This is a genomic window from Streptomyces sp. NPDC059696 (assembly GCF_042733745.1).
Lineage (GTDB): Bacteria > Actinomycetota > Actinomycetes > Streptomycetales > Streptomycetaceae > Streptomyces.
Map to the genome: position 1 here is coordinate 23098 of NZ_JBHWFG010000034.1, position 24174 is coordinate 47271.

25 protein-coding genes, 1 tRNA gene and 1 pseudogene are annotated in these 24174 nt (G+C 71.7%); 12 read left to right on the forward strand and 15 right to left on the reverse strand.

Features of this window, described 5'->3' with window-relative positions; genetic code table 11:
- Nucleotides 1-74: 74 nt before the first annotated feature.
- From ACFV20_RS29620 to ACFV20_RS29645, 6 genes are all read left to right on the forward strand, one after another.
- Nucleotides 75-1139 carry an energy-coupling factor ABC transporter permease gene (locus tag ACFV20_RS29620; protein WP_385661990.1) on the forward strand — a complete coding sequence of 355 codons (1065 nt, stop codon included), beginning with the start codon at nucleotides 75-77 and terminating at the stop codon, nucleotides 1137-1139.
- 1 nt (nucleotide 1140) lies between these two features.
- Nucleotides 1141-1902 (forward strand): cobalt ECF transporter T component CbiQ, encoded by a 762-nt coding sequence (gene cbiQ, locus ACFV20_RS29625; RefSeq protein ID WP_385661993.1) that lies wholly within the window; start codon nucleotides 1141-1143, stop codon nucleotides 1900-1902.
- Entirely contained in the window at nucleotides 1890-2657 is a 768-nt protein-coding gene (locus tag ACFV20_RS29630) for an energy-coupling factor ABC transporter ATP-binding protein (RefSeq protein ID WP_385661996.1), read from the forward strand. The genes cbiQ and ACFV20_RS29630 overlap by 13 nt, the downstream gene beginning before the upstream one ends.
- A 10-nt stretch (nucleotides 2658-2667) precedes the next feature.
- A complete protein-coding gene (locus ACFV20_RS29635) occupies nucleotides 2668-3129 on the forward strand; it encodes a MarR family winged helix-turn-helix transcriptional regulator (RefSeq protein WP_385661999.1) in 462 nt (153 codons plus the stop codon).
- Nucleotides 3130-3231: 102 nt separating this feature from the next.
- Complete coding sequence (locus tag ACFV20_RS29640) at nucleotides 3232-3678, forward strand: organic hydroperoxide resistance protein (protein ID WP_385662002.1); 447 nt, start codon at nucleotides 3232-3234, stop codon at nucleotides 3676-3678.
- Nucleotides 3679-3712: 34 nt separating this feature from the next.
- Nucleotides 3713-4876, forward strand: a complete 1164-nt coding sequence (locus ACFV20_RS29645; protein ID WP_385662005.1) for a serine hydrolase domain-containing protein — start codon at nucleotides 3713-3715, stop codon at nucleotides 4874-4876.
- 6 nt (nucleotides 4877-4882) lie between these two features.
- Here the strand turns inward: ACFV20_RS29645 and ACFV20_RS29650 are convergent, their stop codons facing one another.
- The 4 genes and pseudogenes from ACFV20_RS29650 to ACFV20_RS29665 all read right to left on the reverse strand — a co-directional run bounded on the left by ACFV20_RS29650 (nucleotide 4883) and on the right by ACFV20_RS29665 (nucleotide 6807).
- The gene (locus tag ACFV20_RS29650) at nucleotides 4883-5158 is read right to left on the reverse strand and encodes a DUF1876 domain-containing protein (protein WP_234847895.1); all 276 of its coding nucleotides are present in this window, start codon (nucleotides 5156-5158) and stop codon (nucleotides 4883-4885) included.
- 72 nt (nucleotides 5159-5230) lie between these two features.
- Nucleotides 5231-6065: pseudogene (locus ACFV20_RS29655) on the reverse strand (EamA family transporter).
- Entirely contained in the window at nucleotides 6062-6577 is a 516-nt protein-coding gene (locus ACFV20_RS29660) for a YbaK/EbsC family protein (RefSeq protein ID WP_385662009.1), read from the reverse strand. The pseudogene ACFV20_RS29655 and the gene ACFV20_RS29660 overlap by 4 nt, the downstream one beginning before the upstream one ends.
- Before the next feature lie 44 nt (nucleotides 6578-6621).
- A complete protein-coding gene (locus ACFV20_RS29665) occupies nucleotides 6622-6807 on the reverse strand; it encodes a hypothetical protein (protein WP_385662012.1) in 186 nt (61 codons plus the stop codon).
- A gap of 90 nt (nucleotides 6808-6897) precedes the next feature.
- Here ACFV20_RS29665 and ACFV20_RS29670 point away from each other — a divergent pair, with 90 nt between their 5' ends.
- The gene (locus ACFV20_RS29670; RefSeq protein WP_385662015.1) at nucleotides 6898-8040 is read left to right on the forward strand and encodes a glutathione-independent formaldehyde dehydrogenase; all 1143 of its coding nucleotides are present in this window, start codon (nucleotides 6898-6900) and stop codon (nucleotides 8038-8040) included.
- A 12-nt stretch (nucleotides 8041-8052) separates the two neighbouring features.
- Here ACFV20_RS29670 and ACFV20_RS29675 read toward each other — a convergent pair whose 3' ends face one another.
- Together ACFV20_RS29675 and ACFV20_RS29680 are read right to left on the reverse strand one after the other, a co-directional pair.
- Nucleotides 8053-8238 carry a DUF397 domain-containing protein gene (locus ACFV20_RS29675; RefSeq protein ID WP_385662018.1) on the reverse strand — a complete coding sequence of 62 codons (186 nt, stop codon included), beginning with the start codon at nucleotides 8236-8238 and terminating at the stop codon, nucleotides 8053-8055.
- The gene (locus ACFV20_RS29680; protein ID WP_385662021.1) at nucleotides 8235-9080 is read right to left on the reverse strand and encodes a helix-turn-helix domain-containing protein; all 846 of its coding nucleotides are present in this window, start codon (nucleotides 9078-9080) and stop codon (nucleotides 8235-8237) included. The genes ACFV20_RS29675 and ACFV20_RS29680 overlap by 4 nt, the downstream gene beginning before the upstream one ends.
- A 137-nt stretch (nucleotides 9081-9217) precedes the next feature.
- Here ACFV20_RS29680 and ACFV20_RS29685 point away from each other — a divergent pair, with 137 nt between their 5' ends.
- Nucleotides 9218-9619 carry an ATP-binding protein gene (locus ACFV20_RS29685; protein WP_385662024.1) on the forward strand — a complete coding sequence of 134 codons (402 nt, stop codon included), beginning with the start codon at nucleotides 9218-9220 and terminating at the stop codon, nucleotides 9617-9619.
- 61 nt (nucleotides 9620-9680) lie between these two features.
- On the opposite strand, the gene ACFV20_RS29690 is transcribed toward ACFV20_RS29685, so the two are convergent.
- Both ACFV20_RS29690 and ACFV20_RS29695 read right to left on the reverse strand, forming a co-directional pair.
- Nucleotides 9681-11882, reverse strand: a complete 2202-nt coding sequence (locus ACFV20_RS29690; RefSeq protein ID WP_385662027.1) for an MMPL family transporter — start codon at nucleotides 11880-11882, stop codon at nucleotides 9681-9683.
- A 97-nt stretch (nucleotides 11883-11979) separates the two neighbouring features.
- Nucleotides 11980-12579 carry a TetR/AcrR family transcriptional regulator gene (locus ACFV20_RS29695; protein ID WP_385662030.1) on the reverse strand — a complete coding sequence of 200 codons (600 nt, stop codon included), beginning with the start codon at nucleotides 12577-12579 and terminating at the stop codon, nucleotides 11980-11982.
- Nucleotides 12580-12754: 175 nt separating this feature from the next.
- Here ACFV20_RS29695 and ACFV20_RS29700 point away from each other — a divergent pair, with 175 nt between their 5' ends.
- Entirely contained in the window at nucleotides 12755-15997 is a 3243-nt protein-coding gene (locus ACFV20_RS29700) for a S41 family peptidase (protein WP_385662033.1), read from the forward strand.
- Nucleotides 15998-16228: 231 nt separating this feature from the next.
- Here the strand turns inward: ACFV20_RS29700 and ACFV20_RS29705 are convergent, their stop codons facing one another.
- The 4 genes from ACFV20_RS29705 to ACFV20_RS29720 all read right to left on the reverse strand — a co-directional run bounded on the left by ACFV20_RS29705 (nucleotide 16229) and on the right by ACFV20_RS29720 (nucleotide 19890).
- The gene (locus ACFV20_RS29705) at nucleotides 16229-16450 is read right to left on the reverse strand and encodes a hypothetical protein (protein ID WP_352097187.1); all 222 of its coding nucleotides are present in this window, start codon (nucleotides 16448-16450) and stop codon (nucleotides 16229-16231) included.
- Between the two features lie 76 nt (nucleotides 16451-16526).
- Nucleotides 16527-17411, reverse strand: coding sequence for an SDR family oxidoreductase (locus tag ACFV20_RS29710; RefSeq protein ID WP_385662037.1), 885 nt, complete (start codon nucleotides 17409-17411; stop codon nucleotides 16527-16529).
- Nucleotides 17408-18370, reverse strand: coding sequence for an alpha/beta fold hydrolase (locus ACFV20_RS29715; RefSeq protein ID WP_385662039.1), 963 nt, complete (start codon nucleotides 18368-18370; stop codon nucleotides 17408-17410). The genes ACFV20_RS29710 and ACFV20_RS29715 overlap by 4 nt, the downstream gene beginning before the upstream one ends.
- The gene (locus ACFV20_RS29720; RefSeq protein ID WP_385662041.1) at nucleotides 18367-19890 is read right to left on the reverse strand and encodes a flavin-containing monooxygenase; all 1524 of its coding nucleotides are present in this window, start codon (nucleotides 19888-19890) and stop codon (nucleotides 18367-18369) included. Before ACFV20_RS29720 ends, ACFV20_RS29715 begins: the two co-directional genes overlap by 4 nt.
- A gap of 130 nt (nucleotides 19891-20020) precedes the next feature.
- Between ACFV20_RS29720 and ACFV20_RS29725 the strand changes: the two genes are divergently transcribed.
- Both ACFV20_RS29725 and ACFV20_RS29730 read left to right on the forward strand, forming a co-directional pair.
- The gene (locus tag ACFV20_RS29725) at nucleotides 20021-20665 is read left to right on the forward strand and encodes a MerR family transcriptional regulator (protein ID WP_385662044.1); all 645 of its coding nucleotides are present in this window, start codon (nucleotides 20021-20023) and stop codon (nucleotides 20663-20665) included.
- A 67-nt stretch (nucleotides 20666-20732) separates the two neighbouring features.
- Nucleotides 20733-21269, forward strand: coding sequence for a zinc ribbon domain-containing protein (locus ACFV20_RS29730; RefSeq protein WP_385662047.1), 537 nt, complete (start codon nucleotides 20733-20735; stop codon nucleotides 21267-21269).
- A 52-nt stretch (nucleotides 21270-21321) separates the two neighbouring features.
- Here ACFV20_RS29730 and ACFV20_RS29735 read toward each other — a convergent pair whose 3' ends face one another.
- Nucleotides 21322-22125 (reverse strand): exodeoxyribonuclease III, encoded by an 804-nt coding sequence (locus ACFV20_RS29735; protein WP_385662050.1) that lies wholly within the window; start codon nucleotides 22123-22125, stop codon nucleotides 21322-21324.
- Nucleotides 22126-22185: 60 nt separating this feature from the next.
- On the opposite strand from ACFV20_RS29735, the gene ACFV20_RS29740 reads away from it, so the two are divergent.
- A complete protein-coding gene (locus tag ACFV20_RS29740; protein ID WP_385662051.1) occupies nucleotides 22186-22674 on the forward strand; it encodes a GNAT family N-acetyltransferase in 489 nt (162 codons plus the stop codon).
- A 119-nt stretch (nucleotides 22675-22793) separates the two neighbouring features.
- Here the strand turns inward: ACFV20_RS29740 and ACFV20_RS29745 are convergent.
- A tRNA-Ala gene (locus ACFV20_RS29745) sits at nucleotides 22794-22867 on the reverse strand.
- Between the two features lie 83 nt (nucleotides 22868-22950).
- Nucleotides 22951-24171, reverse strand: coding sequence for a gephyrin-like molybdotransferase receptor GlpR (glpR, locus tag ACFV20_RS29750; RefSeq protein ID WP_385662054.1), 1221 nt, complete (start codon nucleotides 24169-24171; stop codon nucleotides 22951-22953).
- Nucleotides 24172-24174: the final 3 nt, after the last annotated feature.

Sequence of the window (24174 nt, forward strand, 5' to 3'; positions counted from 1 at the left end):
GTATATATCACGGGTGAGATAAAACGAGCTGCACGCTCTTGCAAACCGTTCGCATCAAGCCACATCATCGAGTGGTGCATGTACCTGACGGATTCATCAACGCGCCCACCTCCGCCGCCACCGGTGTGATCGCCGCGGGCGCCGTCGCCGTGAGCCTGCGCGGCGCGCGCCGCGAACTCGACGAGCGCACGGCGCCGCTGGCCGGACTCGTCGCGGCGTTCATCTTCGCCGTGCAGATGCTGAACTTCCCCGTCGCGGCGGGCACCAGCGGCCATCTGCTCGGCGGCGCGCTGGCGGCGATACTCGTCGGCCCCTACACGGGGGTGCTGTGCGTCTCCGTCGTCCTGCTGATGCAGGGCATCCTCTTCGCGGACGGCGGTCTGACCGCGCTCGGCGTCAACATCACCAACATGGCGATCGTCACGACGGTCGTCGCCTACGCCCTCTTCCGCGGCCTGGTGAAGGTGCTGCCCCGCACCCGCCGGACGGTGACCGTGGCCTCCTTCGTCGCCGCCCTGGTCTCCGTCCCGGCCGCCGCCCTGGCCTTCACCCTGATGTACGCGATCGGCGGCACCACCGACGTCTCGATCGGCAAGGTCGCCACCGCCATGGTCGGCGTGCACGTCCTCATCGGCATCGGAGAGGCCGCTATCACCGCGCTGACCGTCGGCGCGGTCATCGCGGTGCGCCCGGACCTGGTGTACGGGGCGCGCGGTCTGACGCAGAAGCTCAAGCTGCGGGTGAACGGCGAACTGGTCGACGCGCCCGGCGCCGAGCCCGAGCCCGCGCCGGTGGCCGCCCGGACCTCGCAGCGAAAGGTGTGGGCCGCCGGCCTGGTCACCTCCCTGGTGCTGGCCGGCTTCGTCAGCTTCTACGCCTCGGCCGACCCCGACGGCCTGGAGAAGGTCGCCGGCGACCACGGCATCGACAAGAAGGCCGAGGAGCACGCCACGGCCGACTCGCCGCTCGCCGACTACGGCGTCAAGGACGTCGACGACGCCCGCCTGTCCGGGGGGCTGGCCGGTGTCATCGGCGTGGGGGTCACGGTCGTCGCGGGCACCGGTGTGTTCTGGGCGGTGCGCCGCCGCCGCACGGACGGCACCTCCCCGTCGGACACCACGAACCTGACGAGCGTCTGACGTGGGAGCCGGGCACGCGCACAAGCTGTACCGGCACGGGCACTCGCCCGTGCACGGCCTGCCGCCGCACACCAAGCTCGCGGCGGTGTTCGCCTTCGTGGTGGTCGTGGTGTCGACGCCGCGCGAGGCGATGTGGGCGTTCGGGCTGTACGCCCTGCTGCTCGGGGCCGTCGCGTACGCCGCGCGCGTGCCCGCCGGCTTCCTGCTGAGGCGGCTGCTGATCGAGGTGCCGTTCGTCGCGTTCGCGGTGCTCATGCCGTTCGTGGCGGAGGGCGAGCGGGTCGAGGTCCTCGGCCTGTCCCTGAGCGTGAACGGCCTGTGGGGCGCCTGGAACGTGCTCGCCAAGGGCACGCTCGGCGTCGCCGCCTCGGTGCTGCTGGCCGCCACCACCGAGCTGCGCGAACTGCTCCTCGGCCTCCAGCGGCTGAAGCTCCCGCCGCTCCTCGTGCAGATCGCGTCCTTCATGATCCGCTACGGCGACGTCATCACCGACGAGATGCGGCGGATGCGGATCGCCCGGGAATCCCGCGGCTTCGAGGCGAAGGGCGTCAAGCACTGGGGCGTGCTCGCCAAGTCGGCGGGCGCGCTGTTCATCCGCTCCTACGAGCGCGGCGAGCGCGTGCACCTGGCCATGGTCAGCCGCGGCTACGCCGGTTCCATGCCGGTCATCGACGAGGTGACCGCGTCCCGGGCGCAGTGGTCGTACGCCCTCGCCCTCCCCTGCGCCGCTCTGCTCGTCTGTCTGCTGGGATGGACCCTGTGACTGCTTCTCTGGAGGTCTCCGGCCTCGCCTTCGCCTACCCCGACGGACACCAGGCCCTCTTCGGCGTCGACTTCTCGGTCGCGCGCGGTGAGCGGGTCGCGCTGCTCGGGCCGAACGGCGCCGGCAAGACGACCCTGGTCTTGCACCTCAACGGCATCCTGACCGGCGGCGCCGGCACGGTGACGGTGGCCGGGCTGCCCGTGGACAAGCGGAACATGGCCGAGATCAGGCGCCGGGTCGGCATCGTCTTCCAGGACCCGGACGACCAGCTCTTCATGCCGACGGTCCGCGAGGACGTGGCGTTCGGGCCCGCGGCGGCCGGGCTGAAGGGGCCCGAGCTGGAGGAGCGGGTGCGGCGGGCGCTGGAGCGGGTCGGCATGGCGGAGTTCAAGGACCGCCCGCCGCACCATCTGTCCTTCGGGCAGCGCCGCCGGGTGGCCGTCGCGACCGTGCTGGCGATGGAGCCGGAGATCCTCGTCCTGGACGAGCCCTCCTCCAACCTCGACCCGGCCTCCCGCCGCGAACTGGCGGACATCCTGCGCTCCCTGGACGTGACCGTGCTGATGGTCACGCACGACCTTCCCTACGCCCTGGAGCTGTGCCCGCGCTCCCTGGTCCTCAGCGACGGGGTGATCGCGGCCGACGGGCCGACCGGCGAGCTGCTGTCCGACGAGGAGCTGATGCGGGCCCACCGTCTGGAGCTGCCGTTCGGTTTCGATCCGCGTTCCGTTCCGGCGGCCGGGGCCCGTCCGTGACAATGGGCGCGTGACGAACGAGGAGAGCGACGGATCGCTGCTGCTGGACGAGCAGCTGTGCTTCGCGCTGTACGCCGCGCAGCGCGCGGTGACGGCGGCCTACCGCCCGCTCCTCGACGAGCTGGGCCTCACCTATCCCCAGTACCTGGTCCTGCTGGTCCTGTGGGAGCGCGGCGAGATCACGGTCAAGGACCTGGCCGCGGCCCTGCGCCTGGACTACGGCACGGTCTCGCCGCTGCTGAAGCGGCTGGAGGCGGCCGGTCTGGTCCGGCGTGAGCGGTCCGCGCGCGACGAGCGGTCGGTGCTGGTGGCCGTGACCGGACGCGGGGAGGAACTCCGGGAGCGGGCGGCCCGGGTGCCCGGCGCGTTGCTCACGGCGACCGGCTTCGACGGGACGGAGGCCGGGCGGCTGCGTGCGGAGCTGTGGCGGCTGGCCGAGCGGGCGGAGTCGGCGGCGGCCCGGGCCCGCTGAGGGTTACCCCCGGTTGCCACCCCCTGGTCATGACAGGACGGTTACCGGCCAGTACCTTGTGCACGATGTGTTTGTGCGCACTTGGTTCCGGGGGAGGACAGCATGACCGACGGCCCCGACGTCGACACCCGCCCGACGAAGATCATGTACGTGGCGGAGGCCACCGCCCACGGCGGCCGTGAGGGCTATGTGACCAGTCAGGACGGCCGGCTCGACCTCAAGGTCGCGATGCCCCCGCAGCTCGGCGGTGACGGCGACGGCACCAACCCGGAACAGCTCTTCGCGGCCGGTTACAGCGCCTGCTTCCACAACGCCCTGATCCTCGTCGGCAACCGCGAGGGCTACGACCTGACCGGTTCCACGGTCGCCGCGAAGGTCGGCATCGGCCCGAACCGGCAGCGCGGCTACGGTCTCGCGGTCGCCCTCACCGTCTCGCTGCCGGTCGTCGACGCGGAGCTCGCGACCCGGCTGGTGGACGCGGCCCACGAGGTGTGCCCGTACTCGAACGCGACCCGCGGGAACATCGACGTGAGCATCCTGCTTGGCTAGAGGGGAACTGCCCGGCAGGAGGAGGAGTACGGACGTGGACGTGAACGGCACAGTCGCCGAGGGCTTCGAGCCGGTCAGGGAAGCGTTCGTACGGAACTTCGAGACACTCGGGGACCGGGGCGCGGCGGTCGCCGTCTACCGGGACGGGCACCAGGTCGTCGATCTGTGGGCCGGCACCAGGGACGTCGACGGCACGGCTCCCTGGGAGCGCGGCACCGCCCAGGTCGTGCGCTCGGCGACGAAGGGTGTCGCCGCGGCCGTCCTCCTGCTGCTGCACCAGCGCGGACAACTGGACCTGAACGCGCCGGTGGGGCACTACTGGCCGGAGTTCAAGGCCCGGGGCAAGGAGCGGGTGCTGGTCCGGCACGTGCTGAACCACCGTGCCGGGCTGCCGGTGCTCGACCGGCCGCTGACCCCGCGGGAGGCACTCGACCCGCTGCGGGGCCCGGAGGCGGTCGCCGCGCAGGCCCCGGTCTGGGAGCCCGGCACCGACCACGGCTACCACGCGCTCACCTACGGCTGGCTGGTCGACGAACTGGTGCGGCGCGTGACCGGGCAGAGCACCGGGGAGTGGCTCGCCTCGCAGGTCACCGGCCCCCTCGGGCTGGACCTCTGGCTCGGTCTGCCGGAGTCGGAGGCCGGCCGGGTCGGGCGCGTGGGCCGCGTCGAGGGAGCCGAGCCGGCCGGCGGACTGCGGGCCCGCCCGAAGCGCTCGGTCACCGAGGCCTACGAGGATCCGGCCTCCCTCACGCGCCGGGCGTTCGCCGCGATCTCCCCGTTCCCCGACCAGAACGACCCCGCCTACCGGGCCGCCGCCCTCCCCGCGACGAACGCCATCGCGACGGCGGACGGGCTCGCCCGCTTCTACGCGGCGCTGATCGGCGACACGGCCGGCGCCACCCGCCTCTTCACGCCGGAGACGGTGGAACTGGCCCGGGCCGAGGAGTCGGCGGGTCCGGACCGGGTCCTGGTGGTCGGCACCCGCTTCGGCCTCGGCTACATGCTGCACGGCACCGCCTCGCCGTTCCTCACCCCGGGTTCCTTCGGCCACCCCGGCCGCGGCGGCGCCCTCGGGTTCGCCGACCCGGAGACCGGGATCGCCTTCGGCTACGTCACCAACGGCTTCCGCAAGACGGTGACGGCGGACCCGCGGGCGCAGGGGCTGGTGCGGGCGGTGCGAGGAGTCCTGGGCCTCTAGAGGCGTCTAGACGTGGATGGGGTGCGAGGTCCGCCCGGAGGCCTGGTCGATCTCCTCGTGGGCTTTGGTCAGCAGTTGCATGGCCAGTTCGTTCAGCGCCCTCGCACCGGCGATCTCCTCCCCGACCCGCGGCTGATTCGCGTCGGTCCGGTGCCGGCTGGCGTGCCCGTGCGCCCGTACCTCGCTGCCGTCGGGCAGGCGGACCATCGCGGCCGCCTTCGTGTGCTGGTCGTCCTCCGTGAACTCCATCTCGACGTGCCACCCCACGGTGGTGTGCATCATGACGATCACCTCCGGAACGCTTAGTTCCAGGGTGCTCCTCGCACCGGCCGGACGCACCCGCCTGGCGGGGCCCTATCCGGTGTGCAGCATCAGCCCGATCCCGAGGACCAGCAGCCCCGCCGCCGCGATCCTCGGCGCGCCGAACCGCTCCTTGAAGAACACGGCCCCGATCGCCGCGCCCACGATGATCGACGACTCGCGCAGCGCCGCGATCGGGGCGAGTTCGGCCTTGGTCTGCGCCCACAGGACGAGGGCGTAGGCGGCGACGGACAGCGCGGCGCCGATCAGCCCGATCCCGGCGAAGGGTCGCAGGAGCGCGACGGTCTCCCCGCGCCGGCGCCAGACGACGTACGCGGGGATGACCACCCCCTGCACCGCCATCAGCCAGGCGATGTACCCGAGGGACGAGCCGGAGGCCCGCACGCCCAGTCCGTCGACGACGGTGTAGACCGCGATGGTCAGCCCGGTCGCCAGGGCCGCTCCGATCGCCGCCCAGTCGGGCCGCCGTCCGCGCAGCCCCCACAGGGCGACCCGCGCAGGACACGGCGATCCCGGCGGCGGCCCACCCGTCGGGCACCTCGTGTGCGAAGAGGGCGGCGAGCAGGGTCACGACGAGCGGCGCGGTGCCCCGGGCGATGGGGTAGGCCTGCCCGAAGTCCCCCAGCCGGAAGGACGTCATCAGCAGGGCGTAGTAGGCGATGTGGACGGCTGCGGAGCCCAGCAGGCAGGGCCACGCCCCGGCCGCCGGGAATGCCACGAAGGGCGCCATGGCGAGACCGATCACCAGGCCGCCGCCCGAGATCAGCGCGAACCCGGCCGTCTTGTCGGTGATCTTGTGGGCGATGGCGTTCCAGCTGGCGTGGGTGACGGCGGCGAGCAGGACGGCGGCGGTGACCAGCGGGGTCACGAGGTGTGCTCGCGCACGTCCACCAGCGTGGCGTCGGCGTGAGCGACGAGGTCCCTGGGGGCCAGGGGGAACACGGTGTGGGGCGTACCGGCGGCGGCCCAGACGACGTCGTGCCGCAGCAGAGAGCGGTCGGCGAGCACCCGGGTCCTGGTGTTGTGCCCGAAGGGGGGCACGCCTCCGATGGCGTACCCGGTGGTCTCCCGCACGACGTCCACCTTGGCCCGGGTGACCTTGGCGGCGCCCAGCTCCTCGCGGACGAGTTCGAGGTCGACGCGGGAGGCGCCGTCCATCAGCACGAGTACCGGCACACCGTCCGCGGCGAAGATCAGCGACTTGCAGATCTGGCTCAGCTCGCACCCCACGGCGGCGGCGGCCTCGGCGGCGGTACGGGTGGCGTCGGGGAAGCGGCGGACCTGCGGTACGAGGTGTCCGAGACCGAGCTCGCGCAGGGCCTCGGCGAATCGGGGGTGGGCTCCGGAGCCCTCGGCGTCAGTGGCGGCTGTCGTCGTCATGCCCTGCACGCTAACGGTACGTGTAGAGCACACGCGAGGCCGTTTCAGCTGGTGGCGTCCTCCGGCCGGACGTCTGCGAACTCCCACCAGGCGAGCGGCAGCCAGTCGCCGTCGACGAAGCCGTCGACGGATCCGCCGTTGCCCCGGATGGCCACGCGGGTCCCGACCGGATAGGTGGTGCCGGACAGTCCGGAGACCGCCACGAGAAGGGTGCCGATGCGATGAGACAAAGCGCTACTTCCTTTCTCCTATAGATGCAAATCCTCTCATCATGCACCAGCCTGGTATATGAGCCACGGCACAGACGGAGGTGCTTGACGATGAGGGCTGTCGTATACAAGGGGCCCTTCGAGGTAGCGATCGAGCAAGTGGAGGATCCACGCATCCAGCACCCGAACGATGTGCTCGTCCGGGTCACGTCAACGGCCATCTGCGGCTCCGACCTGCACATGTACGAGGGCCGCACGGCCGCGGAGCCGGGCATCGTGTTCGGCCACGAGAACCTAGGAGTGATCGAGGAGACAGGAGAGGGGGTCACCAGCCTCAGCAAGGGCGACCGGGTCGTCATGCCGTTCAACGTGGCCTGCGGGTTCTGCAAGAACTGTTCGGCGGGCTTCACGGGCTTCTGCCTGACGGTGAACCCGGGCTTCGCCGGCGGCGCCTACGGCTACGTCGCGATGGGGCCCTACACCGGAGGCCAGGCGGAGTACATACGGGTCCCGTACGCCGACTTCAACTGCCTCAAGCTCCCGGAGGGCACCGAGAAGGAGACCGATTTCGTCCTGCTCGCGGACATCTTCCCGACGGGCTACCACGGCAACGAACTGGCCGACGTGCGCCCCGGTGAGTCGGTCGCCGTCTACGGCGCCGGCCCGGTCGGGCTGATGGCGGCCTACTCCGCGATGCTGCGCGGTGCGAGCAAGGTGTTCGTGGTCGACCGGGTGGCGGAACGACTCCAGAAGGCCGAGGAGATCGGCACGATCCCGATCGACTTCACCCGGGGCAACCCGGCCGAGCAGATCAAGGAGCAGACCAACGGCGAGGGGACCGACAAGGGCATCGACGCCGTGGGCTACCAGGCCCAGGCGCAGGGCGAGGACCGTGAGGAACCGGCGATCGTCCTGAACTCCCTGGTCGACACGGTCCGGCCGACCGGTGCTCTCGGGGTGCCCGGCCTGTACGTCCCGAGCGACCCGGGCGGTCCGGACGAGCAGTCCAAGAAGGGCATGCTGATGGTCGCCGTCGGGCGCCTCTTCGAGAAGGGGCTCCGCATGGGCACCGGGCAGTGCAACGTCAAGCGGTACAACCGCCACCTGCGGGACATGATCATCGAGGATCGCGCGAAGCCCAGCTTCGTCGTCTCGCACGAACTGCCGCTGGACCAGGCCCCTGCGGCGTACGAGAAGTTCGACAAGCGCGTCGAGGGCTACACGAAGGTGGTCCTCCACCCGCAGGCCGCGTAGGAGGGCAGCCCGTCACTCGGTGACGTAAGCGAGGAACGACTCCCACGTGGCGGAGGCGACCGTCACGTGGGAGGTCCCCGGGGTCTTGGAATCGCGAACGTGGATCATGGCGGGGGTGTGGGCGACCTCTACGCAGTCGTTTATGTCGCTGCTGCTGCTGTAGCTGCTCTTGAACCAGTCGAGTTCCGGGACACTCATAGTTCTCCCAGTTGCCGCTCGATGAAGGCCAGCGACTCCCTCGGCGTGAGAGCCTGCGCCCGGATCATTCCATAGCGCATCTCAAGGATGCGCAGATCCCGAGGACTTGAGACCGGGCGGCCGTTGAACGCGCCCTCGGAACGTCCGACCGCCGTGCCGTCGGCGAACTTCAGCACCTCGATCAAGCCTTGGATTCCCGCGTGCTCCTCACGGTCGGTCGGCATGACCTGGAGCATGACGTTCCGCAACTGCCCTACCTCCAGCAGGTGTTCGAGCTGTCGGCGCAGGACCATTCTCCCACCGTGCGGGCGCTCCAGCGTCACCTGCTCCTGGACGAAACTGAGCGTGGGAGCGGGCTCCCGCTCGAAGACCGACTTCCGGGCCACACGCGCGGCCACACCCCGCTCGACCGCGCTCTGCGAGTAAGCGGGCTGGTGCATTTCGAACAACGCCCTCGCGTACTCCGGCGTCTGGAGCAGTCCGTGGATGTTGTGGTGGCTGTAGAGCAACATCTCCACCGCCCGCTCCTCCAGCTGCGCCAGCTCCCGCACCCTCTTCGGATACCGGGCCCTCTCCATGTCCTTCGTGAAGGCCCGCAGATGCCCCTGGGCGTTCAGCACCCGGTCCGCCCTGTCCAGGTACTCCGGCCGGGGAATCCGCGCCCCCCGTTCCATCTTGCGGATCATGTCCTCGCCGTAGCCGAGCACCTCGCCCAGCTCGGCGACGCGCATCCCCGCCGCCTCCCGGCACACCTTCAGCAGCTTCCCCACCGCCTGGACCAGCGGCTCGATCTCGTCGCCCGGCTCGACATCCCAGCCGGCCTCGTCGACAGCCTCGTTCATGCCCCACCTCCATCGCGCAGCCGTACCCGTACAACGACCGGGACAGCCGGGACAGCACGAGACAAGCTCCGGACAGTAGCGGTACGCGCACCCGCTGTGGCCCGTCACGGTACGCGGAGTCGGCCACGCTGAGTCACATGGACCAGGAGACCACCATCCGCAACCTCAGCCTGCTGCTCTCCCCCACGCCCCGGGGCGCGCGGCTCGCCCGGCTGCTCGCCACGGAGCAACTCCGTTCGTGGGGAGTGCCGTCGGACCCTGCCGAGCAGATCGTCGCCGAGCTCGCGGCCAATGCCGCCACCCACGGGCGCGTCCCCGGCCGGGACTTCCGGCTGACGCTCTACGTCGTGGGCGGCACGCTCCGCATCGAGGTCACGGACACGCGCGGTGACCGGCTTCCCCGTCTCACCCGACCTGACCCGGACGCCACCACCGGTCGGGGTCTTCTCCTCGTGGCCGCCCTCGCCGGACGCTGGGGTGTGACACCGGGGCCGCACCCGCGCAAGACGGTGTGGGCGGAAGTCGACGTGCCCGGGTGAAAGGCCCGTGAGGGCGCACCGTCCCACGGTGCGCCCTCACGGGCCGGTTGCTCACCCGCTGTCAGACGCGGGCCAGTTCCCTGTCGCCGTCGTCGCCGGAGGCGGCGCGCAGGCCCTCGCCCTCCACGTCGACGTTGGGCAGCGCGCGGTCGAGCCACCTCGGCAGCCACCAGGCCTTGCGGCCGAGGAGGGCCAGGACGGCCGGGACGATGGCCATGCGGACGATGAACGCGTCGAAGAACACCGCGATCGCGAGGCCGAAGCCGATCATCTTGACCATCGACTCGGAGGAGCCGATGAAGCCGGCGAAGACCGCCATCATGATGACCGCGGCGGCGGTGACGACCCGGGCGCCGTGCCGGAACCCGGTGACGACGGCCTGGGCGGGCTTCTCACCGTGGACGTAGGCCTCGCGCATCCGGGTCACGAGGAACACCTCGTAGTCCATCGCCAGTCCGAAGACCACGCCGACCATGAAGATCGGCATCATCGACATGACCGGACCGGTCTGCTCGACTCCCATGAGCTCCGACAGCCAGCCCCACTGGAAGACCGCGACGACCGCGCCGAGGGCCGCCATCACCGACAGCAGGAAGCCGAGGGCCGCCTTCAGCGGGACCAGGATCGAGCGGAAGACCACGATCAGCAGCAGGAAGGCCAGGCCGACCACCAGCACCAGGTACGGCACCAGGGCGTCGTTGAGCTTCTCGCTGACGTCGATGTTCATCGCCGTGCTGCCGGTGACCAGGACGTTCGCGTCGGTGTCGGCCTTGATGCCGGCGCCCGCGTCCCGGATGCCGTGCACCAGGTTCTCCGTCGTGGCGGAGGAGGGCTTGGAGCCGGGGATGACGGTGATGGTGGCGGTGTCGCCGGCTTTGTTGGGCTGCGCCGGCGTGACCGTGACGACGTCCTTCAGGCCCTTGATCTCGTCGCCGGTCTCGGCGAAGGCCGCCTTCGGGTCGTCGCTTCCCTTGGCGTCGACGACGACCATCAGCGGGCCGTTGAAGCCCGGCCCGAACCCCTCGGAGAGCAGGTCGTAGGCGCGGCGCTGGGTGGTGGAGGTGGGCTGGGAGCCGTCGTCGGGCAGCCCCAGTTCGAGCGAGGCCGCCGGGACGGCCGCCGCGCCGAGCCCGATGACGCCGAGCAGCAGCACCGCGAGAGGGCGGCGGACGACGAAGCTCGCCCAGCGGGTGCCCAGGTTGGGGCGCTGCGGCTTCTGCCGGGAGGCCCGGCCGAGGAGCTTGCCCTTCTCCCCCATCGGCTTCACCCTGCGGCCCGCGTAGCCGAGCAGGGCCGGGATCATCGTCAGGGCGATCAGCACCGCGATGGCCACGGTGCCCGCCGCCGCGATGCCCATCTTGGTCAGCATCGGGATGTTGACGACGGACAGGCCCACCAGGGCGATCACCACGGTCAGACCCGCGAAGACCACCGCGGATCCCGCCGTGCCGACGGCCCGTCCCGCCGCCTCCTCGCGCTCGCGGCCCTCGGCCAGTTCGGCGCGGTAGCGGGAGACGATGAACAGCGCGTAGTCGATGCCGACGGCCAGGCCGATCATCATCGCCAGGGTGGAGGTGGTCGTGCCCAGGTCCAGCGCACTGGCCAGGCCGGTGATCGCGGAGACGCCGATGCCCACGCCGATGAGCGCCGTCAGCAGCGGCAGCCCGGCCGCGACCAGCGAGCCGAAGGTGATGACGAGGACGACCGCGGCGACCGCGATGCCGATGACCTCGCTGGAGCCGGTGTGCGGGACGGCCTGGAGGGCGTCACCGCCGATCTCGACGGTCAGCCCGGACGTCCGCGCGTCCTGCGCGCTGTCCTCCAGGGCGTCCTTCGCGGCGTCGTCCAGCTCCATGCCGGAGACCTTGTACGTCACCTGCGCGTAGGCGATGGTGCCGTCCTTGCTGACGGCCTTCGCCCGGTACGGGTCGGTGACGCCGACGACCTCGGAGCCGTCGGACAGCTCCTTCACGGTGTCCTGGACCGTCGCCTTGTTGCCGGGGTCGGTCATCTTCTCGCCGCTCGGCGCCTTGAAGACGACGCGGGCGGTGGCGCCGTCGGCGCTGGTGCCGGGGAAGCGCTGCTCCAGCAGGTCGAAGGCCTTCTGGGCCTCGGTGCCGGGGATGGAGAACGAGCTGTTGCCCGCGGCGGGGGCACTGGCCGCGCCGACACCGGCGAGGGTCAGCAGTGCGACCCATATCAGGGCGACGAGGTGCCGCCGCCGGAACGAGAGCCGGCCGAGTTTGTAGAGGAAAGTGGCCACGAGGGCGTACTCCCGGTCAGTCGTGGGGTGTTCAGGGCAGGGGTGATCGGCCCGACGACGTGAGCGGATACGTCAGGAAGGGGCTGGCTGAGGGGGACTACTCGGTGGGCACGCCGAGGGCGGGGAGGACCACGGCGTCGATGTACGAGATGAGGAACTGTTGTGTCGGCGGCTGGTCGTCGATCAGCGTGCGCGTCGCGAACGCGCCGATGAGCATGTGCATGACGTAGCCCAGCGCCGGGGAGTCGGCGCGGACCTCGCCTCGGTCGACGGCCCGCTGCACCACCCGCTGGAACTCCTCCATCTCCGGCTCCACGAGGAGTTCCTTGAATGCCTGGAGGAGGTCCGGATTGGCGTGCACCGCCATGAACAGGCCCCGCATCAGCGCGGCGTTCTGCTGCATGGTGCAGTCGTCCTCACGGGAGGTGAGGGCGTGCAGGTCGCCCCGCAGGGACCCGGTGTCGATGTCGGCGATGCTGCCCGGCTTGTTGTGCCGGATCGCCTTCGCCACCAGCTCCGGCTTGCCGCCCCACTGGCGGTAGAGCGTGGCCTTGCTGGACCGGGTGCGGGCGGCCACGGCGTCCATGGTGAGGGCGTCGTAGCCGACTTCGCGGAGCAGGTCGAGCACGGCCGTGTAGAGCTCGGCCTCACGCTCGGGGGTGATCCGGCTGCGACGCGCGGCGGCGACCTCGGCCATCCCTCTCACCCTCCTGCTTCCGAACGACACGGTTTCGTACGTCACGAAGATAGCGCACCTCCTAAGAAAACGAAACCGTTTCGTACGTGTCGTGGGTCACGGCCGGTCACGGCCGGTCGCGGCCGGACTTCCGTCCTGAGTTGCCCGGCTACGTCCCCCGGCAAAGCATGAGGACGTGACCTATCTGCGTCTGCCGCACCTCCATGACGACCTGCTGTGCTTCGTGGCCGAGGACGACCTCTGGCTCGCCCCGCTCGACGCCCCCGGCCGCGCCTGGCGGCTCACCGTCGACCGCACCAAGCTCGGCCACCCCCGCTTCTCGCCCGACGGCCGCCGGCTCGCGTACACGAGCTGGCGCAGCCTGGTGCCCGAGGTCCACGTCGTCCCGGTGGACGGCGGCCCGGGCCGCCAGGTGACCCACTGGGGCAGCGCCGACACCCGGGTCTGTGGCTGGACCCCGGACGGCGAGATCCTGGCCGTGGCCTCACACGGCGAGCCGTTCTCCTTCTTCACCTGGGCCTACAAGGTCGCCCCGACCGGCGACCCGGGCCGCAAACTGCCCTGGGGGCCGGTCTCCGACATCCAGGTCGCCGACGTGGACGGGGAACGCAGATCCCTCCTCCTCACCGGCACCCCACCGCACGAACCGGCCGCCTGGAAGCGCTACCGCGGCGGCGCCACCGGCAGGCTCTGGCTGCACGGCGAACGGCTGCTGGAGGGTCTGGGCGGCCATCTGCACTCCCCCATGTTCGTCGGCGGCCGCATCGCCTTCCTCTCCGACCACGAGGGCGTCGCGAACCTCTACTCCTGCGCCTACGACGGCTCCGGCCTGCGCCGGCACACCGACCACGACGCCTTCTACGCCCGGCACGCCGCCAGCGACGGCACACGGGTGGTGTACCAGTGCGCCGGCGACCTGTGGATCGTCGACGACCTGTCCCCGGACTCCGAGCCGCGCCGGCTGGACGTACGGCTGAGCGGGGCGCGGGCGGGGCGGCGCCCGTACCAGGTGGCGGCGTCCCGGCACGTCGACGGGCTCTCCGTCGACGAGACCGGGCGGGCCAGTGCCGTCGTCGTGCGCGGCAGCCTGTACTGGCTGACCCACCGGGACGGCCCGGCCCGCACCCTCACCGACACCCCCGGCGTCCGGGTGCGGCTGCCCGAGATGCTCGGCGCCGGCGGACGGGTGGCCTACGTGACCGACGCCGAGGGCGAGGACGCGATCGAGATCGCCGCACTGCCCCGGGCATCCGGCGAACGGGCACCCCGGCGCCTGGCACCGGGCGCGCTGGGCCGCGTGCACGAGCTGGTCTCGGACCCGGAGGGCGAACGGCTCGCGGTCGCCTCGCACGACGGCCGGCTCCTCCTGGTCGACGTCACGGAGGACTCCGGCGGCGAGGTCACCGAGCTGATCCGGTCGATCAACGGCCCCGTGCGCGATCTCGCGTTCTCGCCGGACGGGGCATGGCTCGCCTGGTCCCACCCGGGCATCGGGCGGACGCTGCGGCAGATCAAGATGGCCCGGCTCGCCGACCGGCTGGTCGTCGATGTCACCAACGGACGCTTCGAGGACGAGAACCCGGTCTTCACCCGCGACGGCCGCTACCTCGCCTTCCTGTCCTGGCGCGGCTTCGACCCCGTCTACGACGTGCACACCGGCGACCTGTCCTTCCCGCTGGGCTGCCGCCCCTACCTCGTGCCGCTGTCCTCCGCGACGCCCTCCCCGTTCGCCGTGAACCCCGAGGGCCGCCCGGCCGCCGGGGGCCTGGACCCGGCCGAGGACAACGGCAACGGTGACAGCGGGGCCGTGACCGTCGAGGTCGAGGGGCTGGAAAGCCGCGTCACGCCCTTCCCGGTGGCCGCCTCCAAGTACTCGGCGCTGCGCCCGGTCGCGGGCGGCGGACTGGTGTGGCTGCGCTGGCCGATCTCGGGCGCCCTCGGCGAGACCTTCGCCAACCCGGACGACACCAGCGGCCGGCCCACCCTGGAGCACTTCTCCGTCACCAAGGCCCGGAAGACCGAACTCGCCCAGCACCTCGACTGGTTCGCCGTCAGCGGCGACGGCAGCCGGCTGGTGATCGTCGACGAGGGCGAACTGCGCGCGGTGCCGGCCAACGAACAGGGCGACAGCGACTCCACGGTGTGGATCGACGCACGCCGCATCCTGCACACCGTCGACCCGGCGGCGGAGTGGCGGCAGTCGTACGAGGAGGCCGGGCGGCTGATCCGGGCCTACTTCTGGGACCCGGGCATGTGCGGCGTCGACTGGGGCGCGGTGCTGGACCAGTACCGCCCGCTGGTCGAACGCGTCGCCTCCCCGGACGAGTTCGCCGACCTGCTGCGCGAGGTCCTCGGCGAACTGGGCACCTCCCACGCCTACGTCACCGCCGCCCGGCGCAACGAGGGGCCGCCCCACTACCAGCGAAGGCAGGGCCTGCTGGGCGCCAACTTCGTACGCCGGGACGGCGGCTGGGTGGTCAAGCGGATCCTGCCCGGCGACTCCTCCGACTCCAAGGCCCGCTCCCCACTGGCCGGCACCGGCATCCGGGAGGGCGCGGTCCTCACCCATGTCGACGGCCGCCCGGTGGACCCCGACACCGGCCCGTACCCCCTGCTGGCCGGCGCGGGCGGCACGACCGTGGAACTGACCTTCGCACCAGCCGGGGACGCGACGGAGGGCGGGGGCCCGGCCCGGCGGGTCGCCGTCGTCCCGCTGGTCGACGAACGGCCCCTGCGCTACCAGGACTGGGTCGCCAAACGCCGCACCGTCGTACGCGAGTTGAGCGGCGGCCGCTGCGGCTACCTGCACATCCCCGACATGGGGGGTTCGGGCTGGGCGCAGTTCAACCGCGACCTGCGCATGGAGGTGTCCCGCCCCGCGCTGATCGTGGACGTGCGCGGCAACGCGGGCGGCCACATCAGCGAACTCGTCGTCGAGACACTGAGCCGGACGATCATCGGCTGGGACCTGACCCGCGACGCCCAGCCGGTGTCCTACCCCTCGAACGCGCCGCGCGGCCCCCTCGTGGCACTGGCGGACGAGGCGACCTCCTCCGACGGCGACATGATCACCGCCGCGTTCAAGCTGCTGAAGCTCGGCCCGGTCGTGGGCCAGCGCACCTGGGGCGGCGTGGTCGGCATGACCGGCCGCCACGAACTGGGCGACGGCACGGTGATCACGGTGCCGATGAACGCGGCCTGGTTCGACGCCTACGGCTGGTCGGTGGAGAACAAGGGCGTCGAACCGGACATCGACGTCCTGCGCACCCCGCTGGACTGGGCCGAGGGACGGCACGCCCAGCTGGCCGACGCGGTGGAGCTCGCGGTCGGGCTGCTGGAGACCGACCCGCCGGCGACGCCGCCGACCTACAGCGACGTACCGGACCGCTCCCGCCCGAAGCTGCCGCCCAGGGCCTGAAACACCCGGTCGGCACCAGGGGAAAGCCGCTCGGCGCCAAGGGAAAGGGGCGCAGCACAAGGGGAAGCCGCACACGGGGAAGCTGCACAAGGCGAAGCCGCACAAGGCGAAGCCGCACAAGGCGAAGCCGCACAAGGCGAAGCCGCACAAGGCGAAGCCGCACAAGGCGAAGCCGCACAAGGGGAAAGGGGCGCCCCGCTCGGGGGAGCCCCTTCCCTGCGTCACGCAACGTCAGGCGTCGAAGTCCTGGTCGAAGCGGTCCTCGTCACGCTCACGCTCACGGTCGCGCTGCGGCTCCGAGCGCTCACGGTCGCGCTGCGGCTGCGAGGGGTCCATGTCCTCGTCGCGCCGGCGGCCCCGGCCCTGCATCTGCTCGCGAGCCTGGTCCGCCTTCTGGCGAGCCTGGTTCTGCCACTGCTCGGACTTCTCCTGGAACTGGTCCTTCATACCCATGTGGGTTCACTCCCGTTGGGGGTGAGGGGATCTGGCTCGATCAGATTCACACGGGTCGTGACACTGCGCATGTCGATCACTCACGGAGCGTAGTCCGCTGCTGTTCGTCGGCCGCCCCACCGGCCCCGACCAGGCCCGTGCGCATGCCCGTCAGCCGGTCCGCGAACCGCCGCATCTCACGCTGGCCCACCGTCCCGATGACGGCGGGCAGATAACCCCGCACCCCCTGCATCCCGCGCAGCCACCACTGCCCGTACACATGGCTCGACCGCCGCTCGATCCCCTCCACGAGCCGGTCCACGGCCGGCCCCAGCGGGTAGGTCTTGTTGGACGGCCAGGGCAGCCGCTGCCTCAACTCCCGCATCACGTCGTCCTGGTCGGCCCCGCGCACCATGTCGGTGTCGGTCCACGACAGGTACCCGACGCCCACCTTCACGCCCCGGTGCCCGACTTCGGCCCGCAGGCTGTGCGCGTACGCCTCCACGCCCGACTTGGACGCGCAGTACGCGGTCATCATCGGTGCCGGCGTGATCGCGGCGAGGGACGCGATCTGCAGCAGATAGCCCCGGCTGCGCGTCAGCAGCGGCAGGAAAGCGCGGGCGGTGACCGCCGAACCGATCAGGTTGACCTCGATGACCCGCCGCCACGACTCCGGGTCGGAGTCCGCGAACGGCCCGCCGGTGGCCACCCCGGCGTTGGCGACGACGATGTCGACCCGGCCGAAACGCTCCTCGACCTCACCCGCGACGCGGACCATCGCCTCGTGGTCGGTGACGTCGGCGTGCCAGTGGTCGCTGTCGCTGTGCAGCCGCGCGGAGACCTGCTTGAGCGCGTCCGGCTCCAGGCCGACCAGCGCCACCTTCACCCCGCGCGCGGAGAGCTTGCGGGCCAGCAACTCCCCGACGCCGCGCGCCGCCCCGGTCACCACGGCGACCTTGCCCTCGAGGCTCACCCTGCTCATGCGCTCTCCTCGGTTACGACCTTGATGTGTGCGTGGACGAGTTCCCTGATGGTGCGGCCGACCAGGTCGGGCGCCTCGACGGGCGTCATGTGGCCGATGCCGGGCAGCTCGGTGATCCCGGTGCACCGCGGCAGCGCGGCGGCCAGGGCCCGCGCGTGCACCGGCGGCGTCAGCCGGTCCGCCGTACCGACGATCACGGCCGTGGGCACGTCCAGCTCCCGCACGCCGTGGTCGAGGTCCAGCAGGTCCAGCACCTGGGACCAGGCGTGGCGCACCGCGCGGGGGCAGGCGTGCACGATCCGGGCGCACGCCTCGACCATGTGCGGCGCCGAACCGGTGCCCATCGTCCCGTACTTGAGGATCCGGCGGGCCAGTGGCGTGACCGGCCCGAGCGGGGCGCGGGAGCCGAGGATCCGCCGGGTCAGCCAGGTGCGCACCCGCCCGGCCCGCATCGGTACGACGGTGGAGGCCGCCACCAGCTGCGAACTGCCCGTGCTGCACAACAGGACGGCGGCCGCGTGCTCCCGGAAGGCCGCCCTCCCGGAGGCCGCCATCACCGTCATGCCGCCCATGGAGTGCCCCGCGATCACGGCCTGTTCACCGGGCGCGAGGGTGGCCGTGAGGACGGCTTCCAGATCGTCGGCGAGCGCGTCGGCGCTGCATGCCAGGCTCACGGGGCTGCGGCCGTGCCCGCGCTGGTCGTAGGCGATGACCCGGTGGTCGGCGGAGAGGTCACGGATCTGCGCCGCCCAGAAGGCGGTGGAACAGGTCCAGCCGTGGGCGAGGACGACCGCGGGCGCGCCCTGCGGCCCGTGGACCTCCACGTGCAGGCGGGCGCCGTCGGCGGAGACGGCGGTCAGTTCGCGCGCCGGGGCGGGCGGGGCGTAGGGCCCGGCGTCGACCGGGGTCCCCCCTGCTCGGGCGAAGCCGCGAGCCCGGGGGAGCAGAAGGCGGCTCACGCGTCCACCCCCGCCTTCTCCGCGGCGGAGTTCTTCGTCGCCGCGGGCGCCCGCAGGACGTCGTACTCGGCGAGGTCCACCCGCCGCGTGGCCCGCCGGAACTCCCCGGTCGTACCGGGCCAGATGGTGGTGTTGCGGCCGCTCGCGTCGAGGTACCAGCTGGTGCAGCCGCCGGTGTTCCACACGGTGCGCCTCATGCGCTCCTGCACCCTCTGGTTCCAGGCGCTCACGGCGTCCGGGCGGGCGTCCAGGGCGACCCGGCCCCCGAGGACGTCGAGCTGACGGACGTAGTCGGCGAGGTAGTTCAGCTGGGACTCGATCATCAGGATCATCGAGGAGTTCCCGAGGCCGGTGTTGGGCCCGATGATCGTCATCCAGTTGGGGAAACCGGCCGCGGAGGCGCCGCGCAGGGCCTCCATGCCGCCCTTCCACGTCTCGGCCAGGGTCCGCCCGTCGGCGCCCACCACCCGCTCGGCGATGGGCATGTCGGTGACGTGGAAGCCGGTGCCGAAGACGATCGCGTCCACCTCGGCCTCACTGCCGTCGGCGGCGACCAGGGTCGAGCCGCGGACCTCGGTCAGCCCGCTCGCGACGACGTCCACATTCGGCTGGGCGAGCGCCGGGTAGTAGTCGCTGGACAGCAGGATCCGCTTGCAGCCGATGCGGTAGTCCGGAGTGAGCTTCGCCCGCAGGGCCGGGTCCTTGATGGCGCGGGCCATGTTGCGCCGGGCCAGGTCCTCGACGAACCCGAGCTGCCCGGGGTGCTTGGTGAACGCCTGGACCTGCACCTCGCGGATGCCCCACAGCAGTCCGCGCCTGAGCTGCGCGGTGAAGGGCAGCTGCCGGTGCAGCCACCGCTCGGCGCCGCTGATGTTCCGGTCGACACGGGGCATGACCCAGGGCGGGGTGCGCTGGAACAGGGTGAGCCGCGAGACGTCGGGCTGGATCGCCGGCACGATCTGCGCGGCCGAGGCACCGGTGCCCACCATCGCCACGCGCTTGCCGCGCAGGTCGTAGTCGTGGTCCCAGCGGGCCGAGTGGAACACCTTGCCCGGGAAGGACTCCAGCCCGGGAATGTCGGGCACCTTCGGGTCGGACAGCGGGCCCGTGGCCGACACGACCAGGTCCGCCGACAGGTTCCCGCTGCTGGTCTCGATGTCCCAGCACAGCCGCTCGCCGTTCCAGGTCATCCGCTTCACCTCCGAGTCGAAGCGGAGGTGCGGCCGCAGCCGGAACACGTCCGTCACGTGCTCCAGATAGGCGCGGATGTGCTCCTGCCCCGAGAAGGTGCGCGGCCAGTCGGGGTGCGGGGCGAAGGAGAAGGAGTAGAGGTGCGACGGCACGTCGCACCGGCATCCCGGGTAGCTGTTGTCCCGCCAGGTGCCGCCGACACTGCTCGCCCGCTCCAGGACGACGAAGTCGGTGACACCCTCGCGGCGCAGCCGCACGGCCGCCCCCAGCCCGCCGAAACCGGACCCGACCACCGCGACCCGCACATGCTCGTGTTCACGCTCGCCCACGCCGACACCTCCACACACCACGAGAACCGTGCCAGTGAACACTGGCGCAATGGGAGCGTAGGGCAGCGACGTACTGATGGGTAGGGGGCGGGACAAGGAAGTTACCCGCAGTACGCCTTAAGGTGCCCAGGTGGCCGAGAAGCGTGAATACCGCATGGAAGAGCTGGCCCGCCTCGCCGGGATCACGGTGCGCACCCTGCGCTTCTACCGCGAGCGCAAACTGATCCCACCACCCCGCCGCGAAGGCCGCATCGCCTGGTACGACGACCACCACCTGGCCCGGCTGCGCACGATCACCGCCCTGCTGGAACGCGGCCACACCCTCAACGGCATCGCGGAACTGGCCGAGGCGTTCGACCACGGCCGGGACGTCGGCGACCTGCTCGGCGTCGGCGGCCCCACCGAGGAGGAGCCGGTCCACCTCACCCCCGAGGAACTCGCCGACCACTTCGCGGGCGAGGCCACACCGGAGAACCTCGCCGCCGCCATGGAACTCGGCTACCTCGGCACCGACGGCGAGGAGATCGTCCACATCAGCCGCCGCCTGCTGGACGTCTCGTCGGCTCTCGTCCACGAGGGCATCCCCCTCGCGGAGGTCCTGCGCGCGGCAGCCCAGGTCCGCACCCACGCCGACGCCCTGGCCGACCTCTTCACCACCCTGGTCCTCCACCACGCCACCCCCGAAGACCTCCCCCGCCTGCGCCCCCTGGCCCGCAGCGTCGTGGAGGCGGAACTGTCCCTGGCGCTGGACCGGAGGATGACCCGGCAGGGCTGACGTCCGAGGCGAGCGCCGGTAACCCTCCCCCGCGCACTGCGTCATTCCCCCGATCGAGGCACGTTGCATGCAAACGCCCACGCAACGGTGTTCCCACTCCGACAGTGAGATCGAAAGGCCCCGGCAGCACAAGGGAGAGACTGTCCGTGACGCTGACGGCTCACCCGTTCTGATCGGCCCCCCGCCGCTCACCGAGGAGGAGTTCCAGGCGCTCCAGGCCACCCTCGATGCCCGCTCGAACGGCACCCATCCCAAGCGCCGGGAGACGTCGCTGCTCATCGGGGTCGCGCACTGCACCGGGTGCGGTGGCCGCATGTACTTCGCCACACGGAAGGCGTATGCGTACGGCGACTACGTCTGCCGCGCCTCTGCCCGCGGCACGACGTGCTCCGCTCCCGCTTCCATCCGCGCCAGCTGGCTCGACGAGTTCACCACCGACCGCTACCGCGAGGCTTTCGCCACGGACGGTGAGGTGACTCGAGGGCAGCTTCTCAGGGACGGCGTTCGCGTCACAGTCGCCAAGGGCCGGTCGGGCGGCGGACGGGAGCGACTGGCCGGGCCCGATACCTCCCGCCTGACCTTCACCGTCGGCTCACGTACCTGACCCGTTTCACGGCACCTGGGGTGCGCCATGGGTCGGCGCACCCCTACCCGTGTCACATCTCGAAGACGACCGTCACGGGAGCGTGATCCGACCACCGCTTGTCATGGCTGGCGGCCCGCTCCACAAACGCCTTGACCGCCCTCTCGGCAAGCCCGGTGGTCGCGACGGCGAGATCGATCCTCCAACCCGTATCCCGCTCGAACGCACGCCCCCGGTACGACCACCACGAGTACGGCCCCTCGGTGTCCGGGTGCAGGGTGCGGACGACGTCGACGTATCCGCCGTCGGCCGGGTCGAAGACGCGGGTCAGCCACTCCCGCTCCTCGGGCAGGAAGCCGGAGCTCTTCTGGTTGCCGCGCCAGTTCTTCAGGTCGGCCCGCTGGTGGGCGATGTTCCAGTCGCCGCAGACGAGCACCTCGCGGCCCTCGGCGGCGGCCCGCTCCCGCAGCTCCTTCAGGTGGGCGAGGAACTCGCCCATGAAGCGTTCCTTCTCGTCCTGCCGCTCGGTGCCGACCTCACCGGAGGGCAGGTAGAGGGAGGCGACGGTGACTCCCGGCAGGTCGATCTCCACGTACCGACCGCTGCCGTCGAACTCCTCCGAGCCGAACCCGATCCGCACCCGGTCGGGCTCACGGCGGCTGTACAGGGACACCCCGGCCCGGCCCTTGGCGGCGGCCGGCGCGTGCACCACGTGCCATCCCCCGGGCGTGCGGACGTGCTCCGGCAGCTGTTCCGGCTCGGCCCGCACCTCCTGGAGGCACAGCACGTCGGCATCCGTCCCCGCGAGCCACTCCACGAAGCCCTTCTTCGCGGCGGCACGGAGCCCGTTCACATTCACAGAGGTCACAGTGAGCACCCGGGCACGATACCCGCACACTGGACGAGGTCCAGTTCCGGATCGAATACGGTAGCGACCATGCACATACGCCGGGTCTCCTTCGACCACCCCGACGCCATGAAGCTGAACGACCAGGTCCAGGCCGAGTACGCGGTCCGCTACGGCGACGACGGCGACGCCACGCCCATGGCCGCCGCCGACTTCGCCCCGCCGAACGGCGTCTACCTGATCGCGTACGACGAGGACGGCACGCCCGTCGCGTCGGGCGGCTGGCGCGCCCAGGACACCAACGGCGAGGGCAACCTCGACGGCGACGCCGAGCTCAAGCGCATGTACGTGATCGACGGCATGCGCGGCCGGGGTCTGGCCCGCCGCGTCCTGGCCGCCCTGGAGGAGGACGCCCGCTCGGCCGGCCGCGTCCGCATGGTCCTGGAGACCGGCACCAAGCAGCCCGAGGCCATCGCCCTGTACACGTCCAGCGGCTACGAGCCGTGCACCAAGTTCGGCTACTACCGCTTCCACGAGGCGAGCCGCTGCTTCGCCAAGGACCTGCGGGCGACCGGCTGACGGGGGCTCAGCGAGCGCCCCGTCTGTGGCCCGTGTCACCCGGCCCGGGCCGCAGCGACCACCCGGGCCTGAACATACGTCAGAGCCCGGTCGGTTTCCCGACCGGGCTCTGAGCTGCGTGGACCTGAGGGGATTTGAACCCCTGGCCCCCTCGATGCGAACGAGGTGCGCTACCGGACTGCGCCACAGGCCCTTGCAACGAGTGAAACTCTAGCACCCCGATCGGCCTGCTTGGAAATCCGTTCCCCAGGGGCGGTCACCTGCGGCTTAGCGGTGCTACTCGTTGGCGGCGCGGGGGCGCTCCCCGTCCTCGTACTGGTCGAACAGCGGGGTGCGGCCGCGCTCCCGGGCCCGCCGGGCGGAGGCCGCGCGACGGGCGTCGGTGCGTCCGTCACCCTCGGCGTCACCGGTGTCCTGGGCGGAGGGGTGCGGCTCGTCCGGGCGGTCGGCGGCGCCGGAGTCGCTCTCGGCGTCCGGGGCCACCGTGCTCGACCGGGCCGAGCTCCAGGTGTCGGGGGCGCCGAGGTCCACGTCGCTGGTGGCGCGCGGGGCGACCGGGGCCGTCACGTACGTGGGCAGCGGCACCGGCACCGGGTCCCAGCTGTCGCCACCCTGCCCGGGCCGCCTCCGGCGCTCGCGCTGCTGGTCGACCCACTCCGCGTGGTCGGTCTGCTCGACGAGGGCGCGCCGGTCTGCGGCGAGGGCCGACAGGCCGGGGTCGGTCACCGGCTCGGACCCCTCCTCCGGTTCGTCGTGCTCCTCGTCGGCCAGGGCGCGCCGCCGCGGCTGGCGCTGCCGCTCGCGCAGGCGCTGGGCCGCCGCCTCGGCCATGCGGCGGTCCATCTGGTAGGCGAAGCGGCGGCGCTCCTGGGAGCGCAGATAGGCGATGTAGACGCTGAGCATGATCGCGGGCACGCCCGGCGCCCACAGGAAGGCGAGTCCCCCGACCGCGGCGACGATCGCGCCGAGGGTGAAGGCGAGGAACAGCATGATGGTGGTGCGCCGGCGGCGCGCGAGCACCTTCGAGCGCCGGGCTCGTGCCGCGGCCGCCTGGTTCGCCTGCGCCGAGGCGTTGCGGCGGGCGGCGGGGACCCGTTCCCGGGGGCGCCCGGCGCGTGCCGCGTCGGGCGCGGGCGACTGCCGGGCCTGCGGTTCGGGTGCCGCGGGACGGGCCGGCTCCTCCGGGGCGGGTGACGGTACGGGTACCTGGGTCTGCGGACGGGTCTTGGACACCGCGAAGGCCCGGACGTCCACCGAGTCGGTGACGGCATCCGGGTGGTCGGCGCCCTGCTCCCCCTCGTCGGTGGAGCGCGCCCGCAGGTCCTTGGCGTACCGGCGCTCCATCCCCGCCCGTCCGGACAGCAGCCGGATGGCGGTGCTGAAGCGTTCCGTCGGACGGGCCTCGTTCAGCTCGTCCTGCCTACGGAGCCACATCGGCACCAAGTAGGCGGCCCAGGCCCCGACAATGACTGCGTAGATGAGGCCGCTGCTGCTCACGTC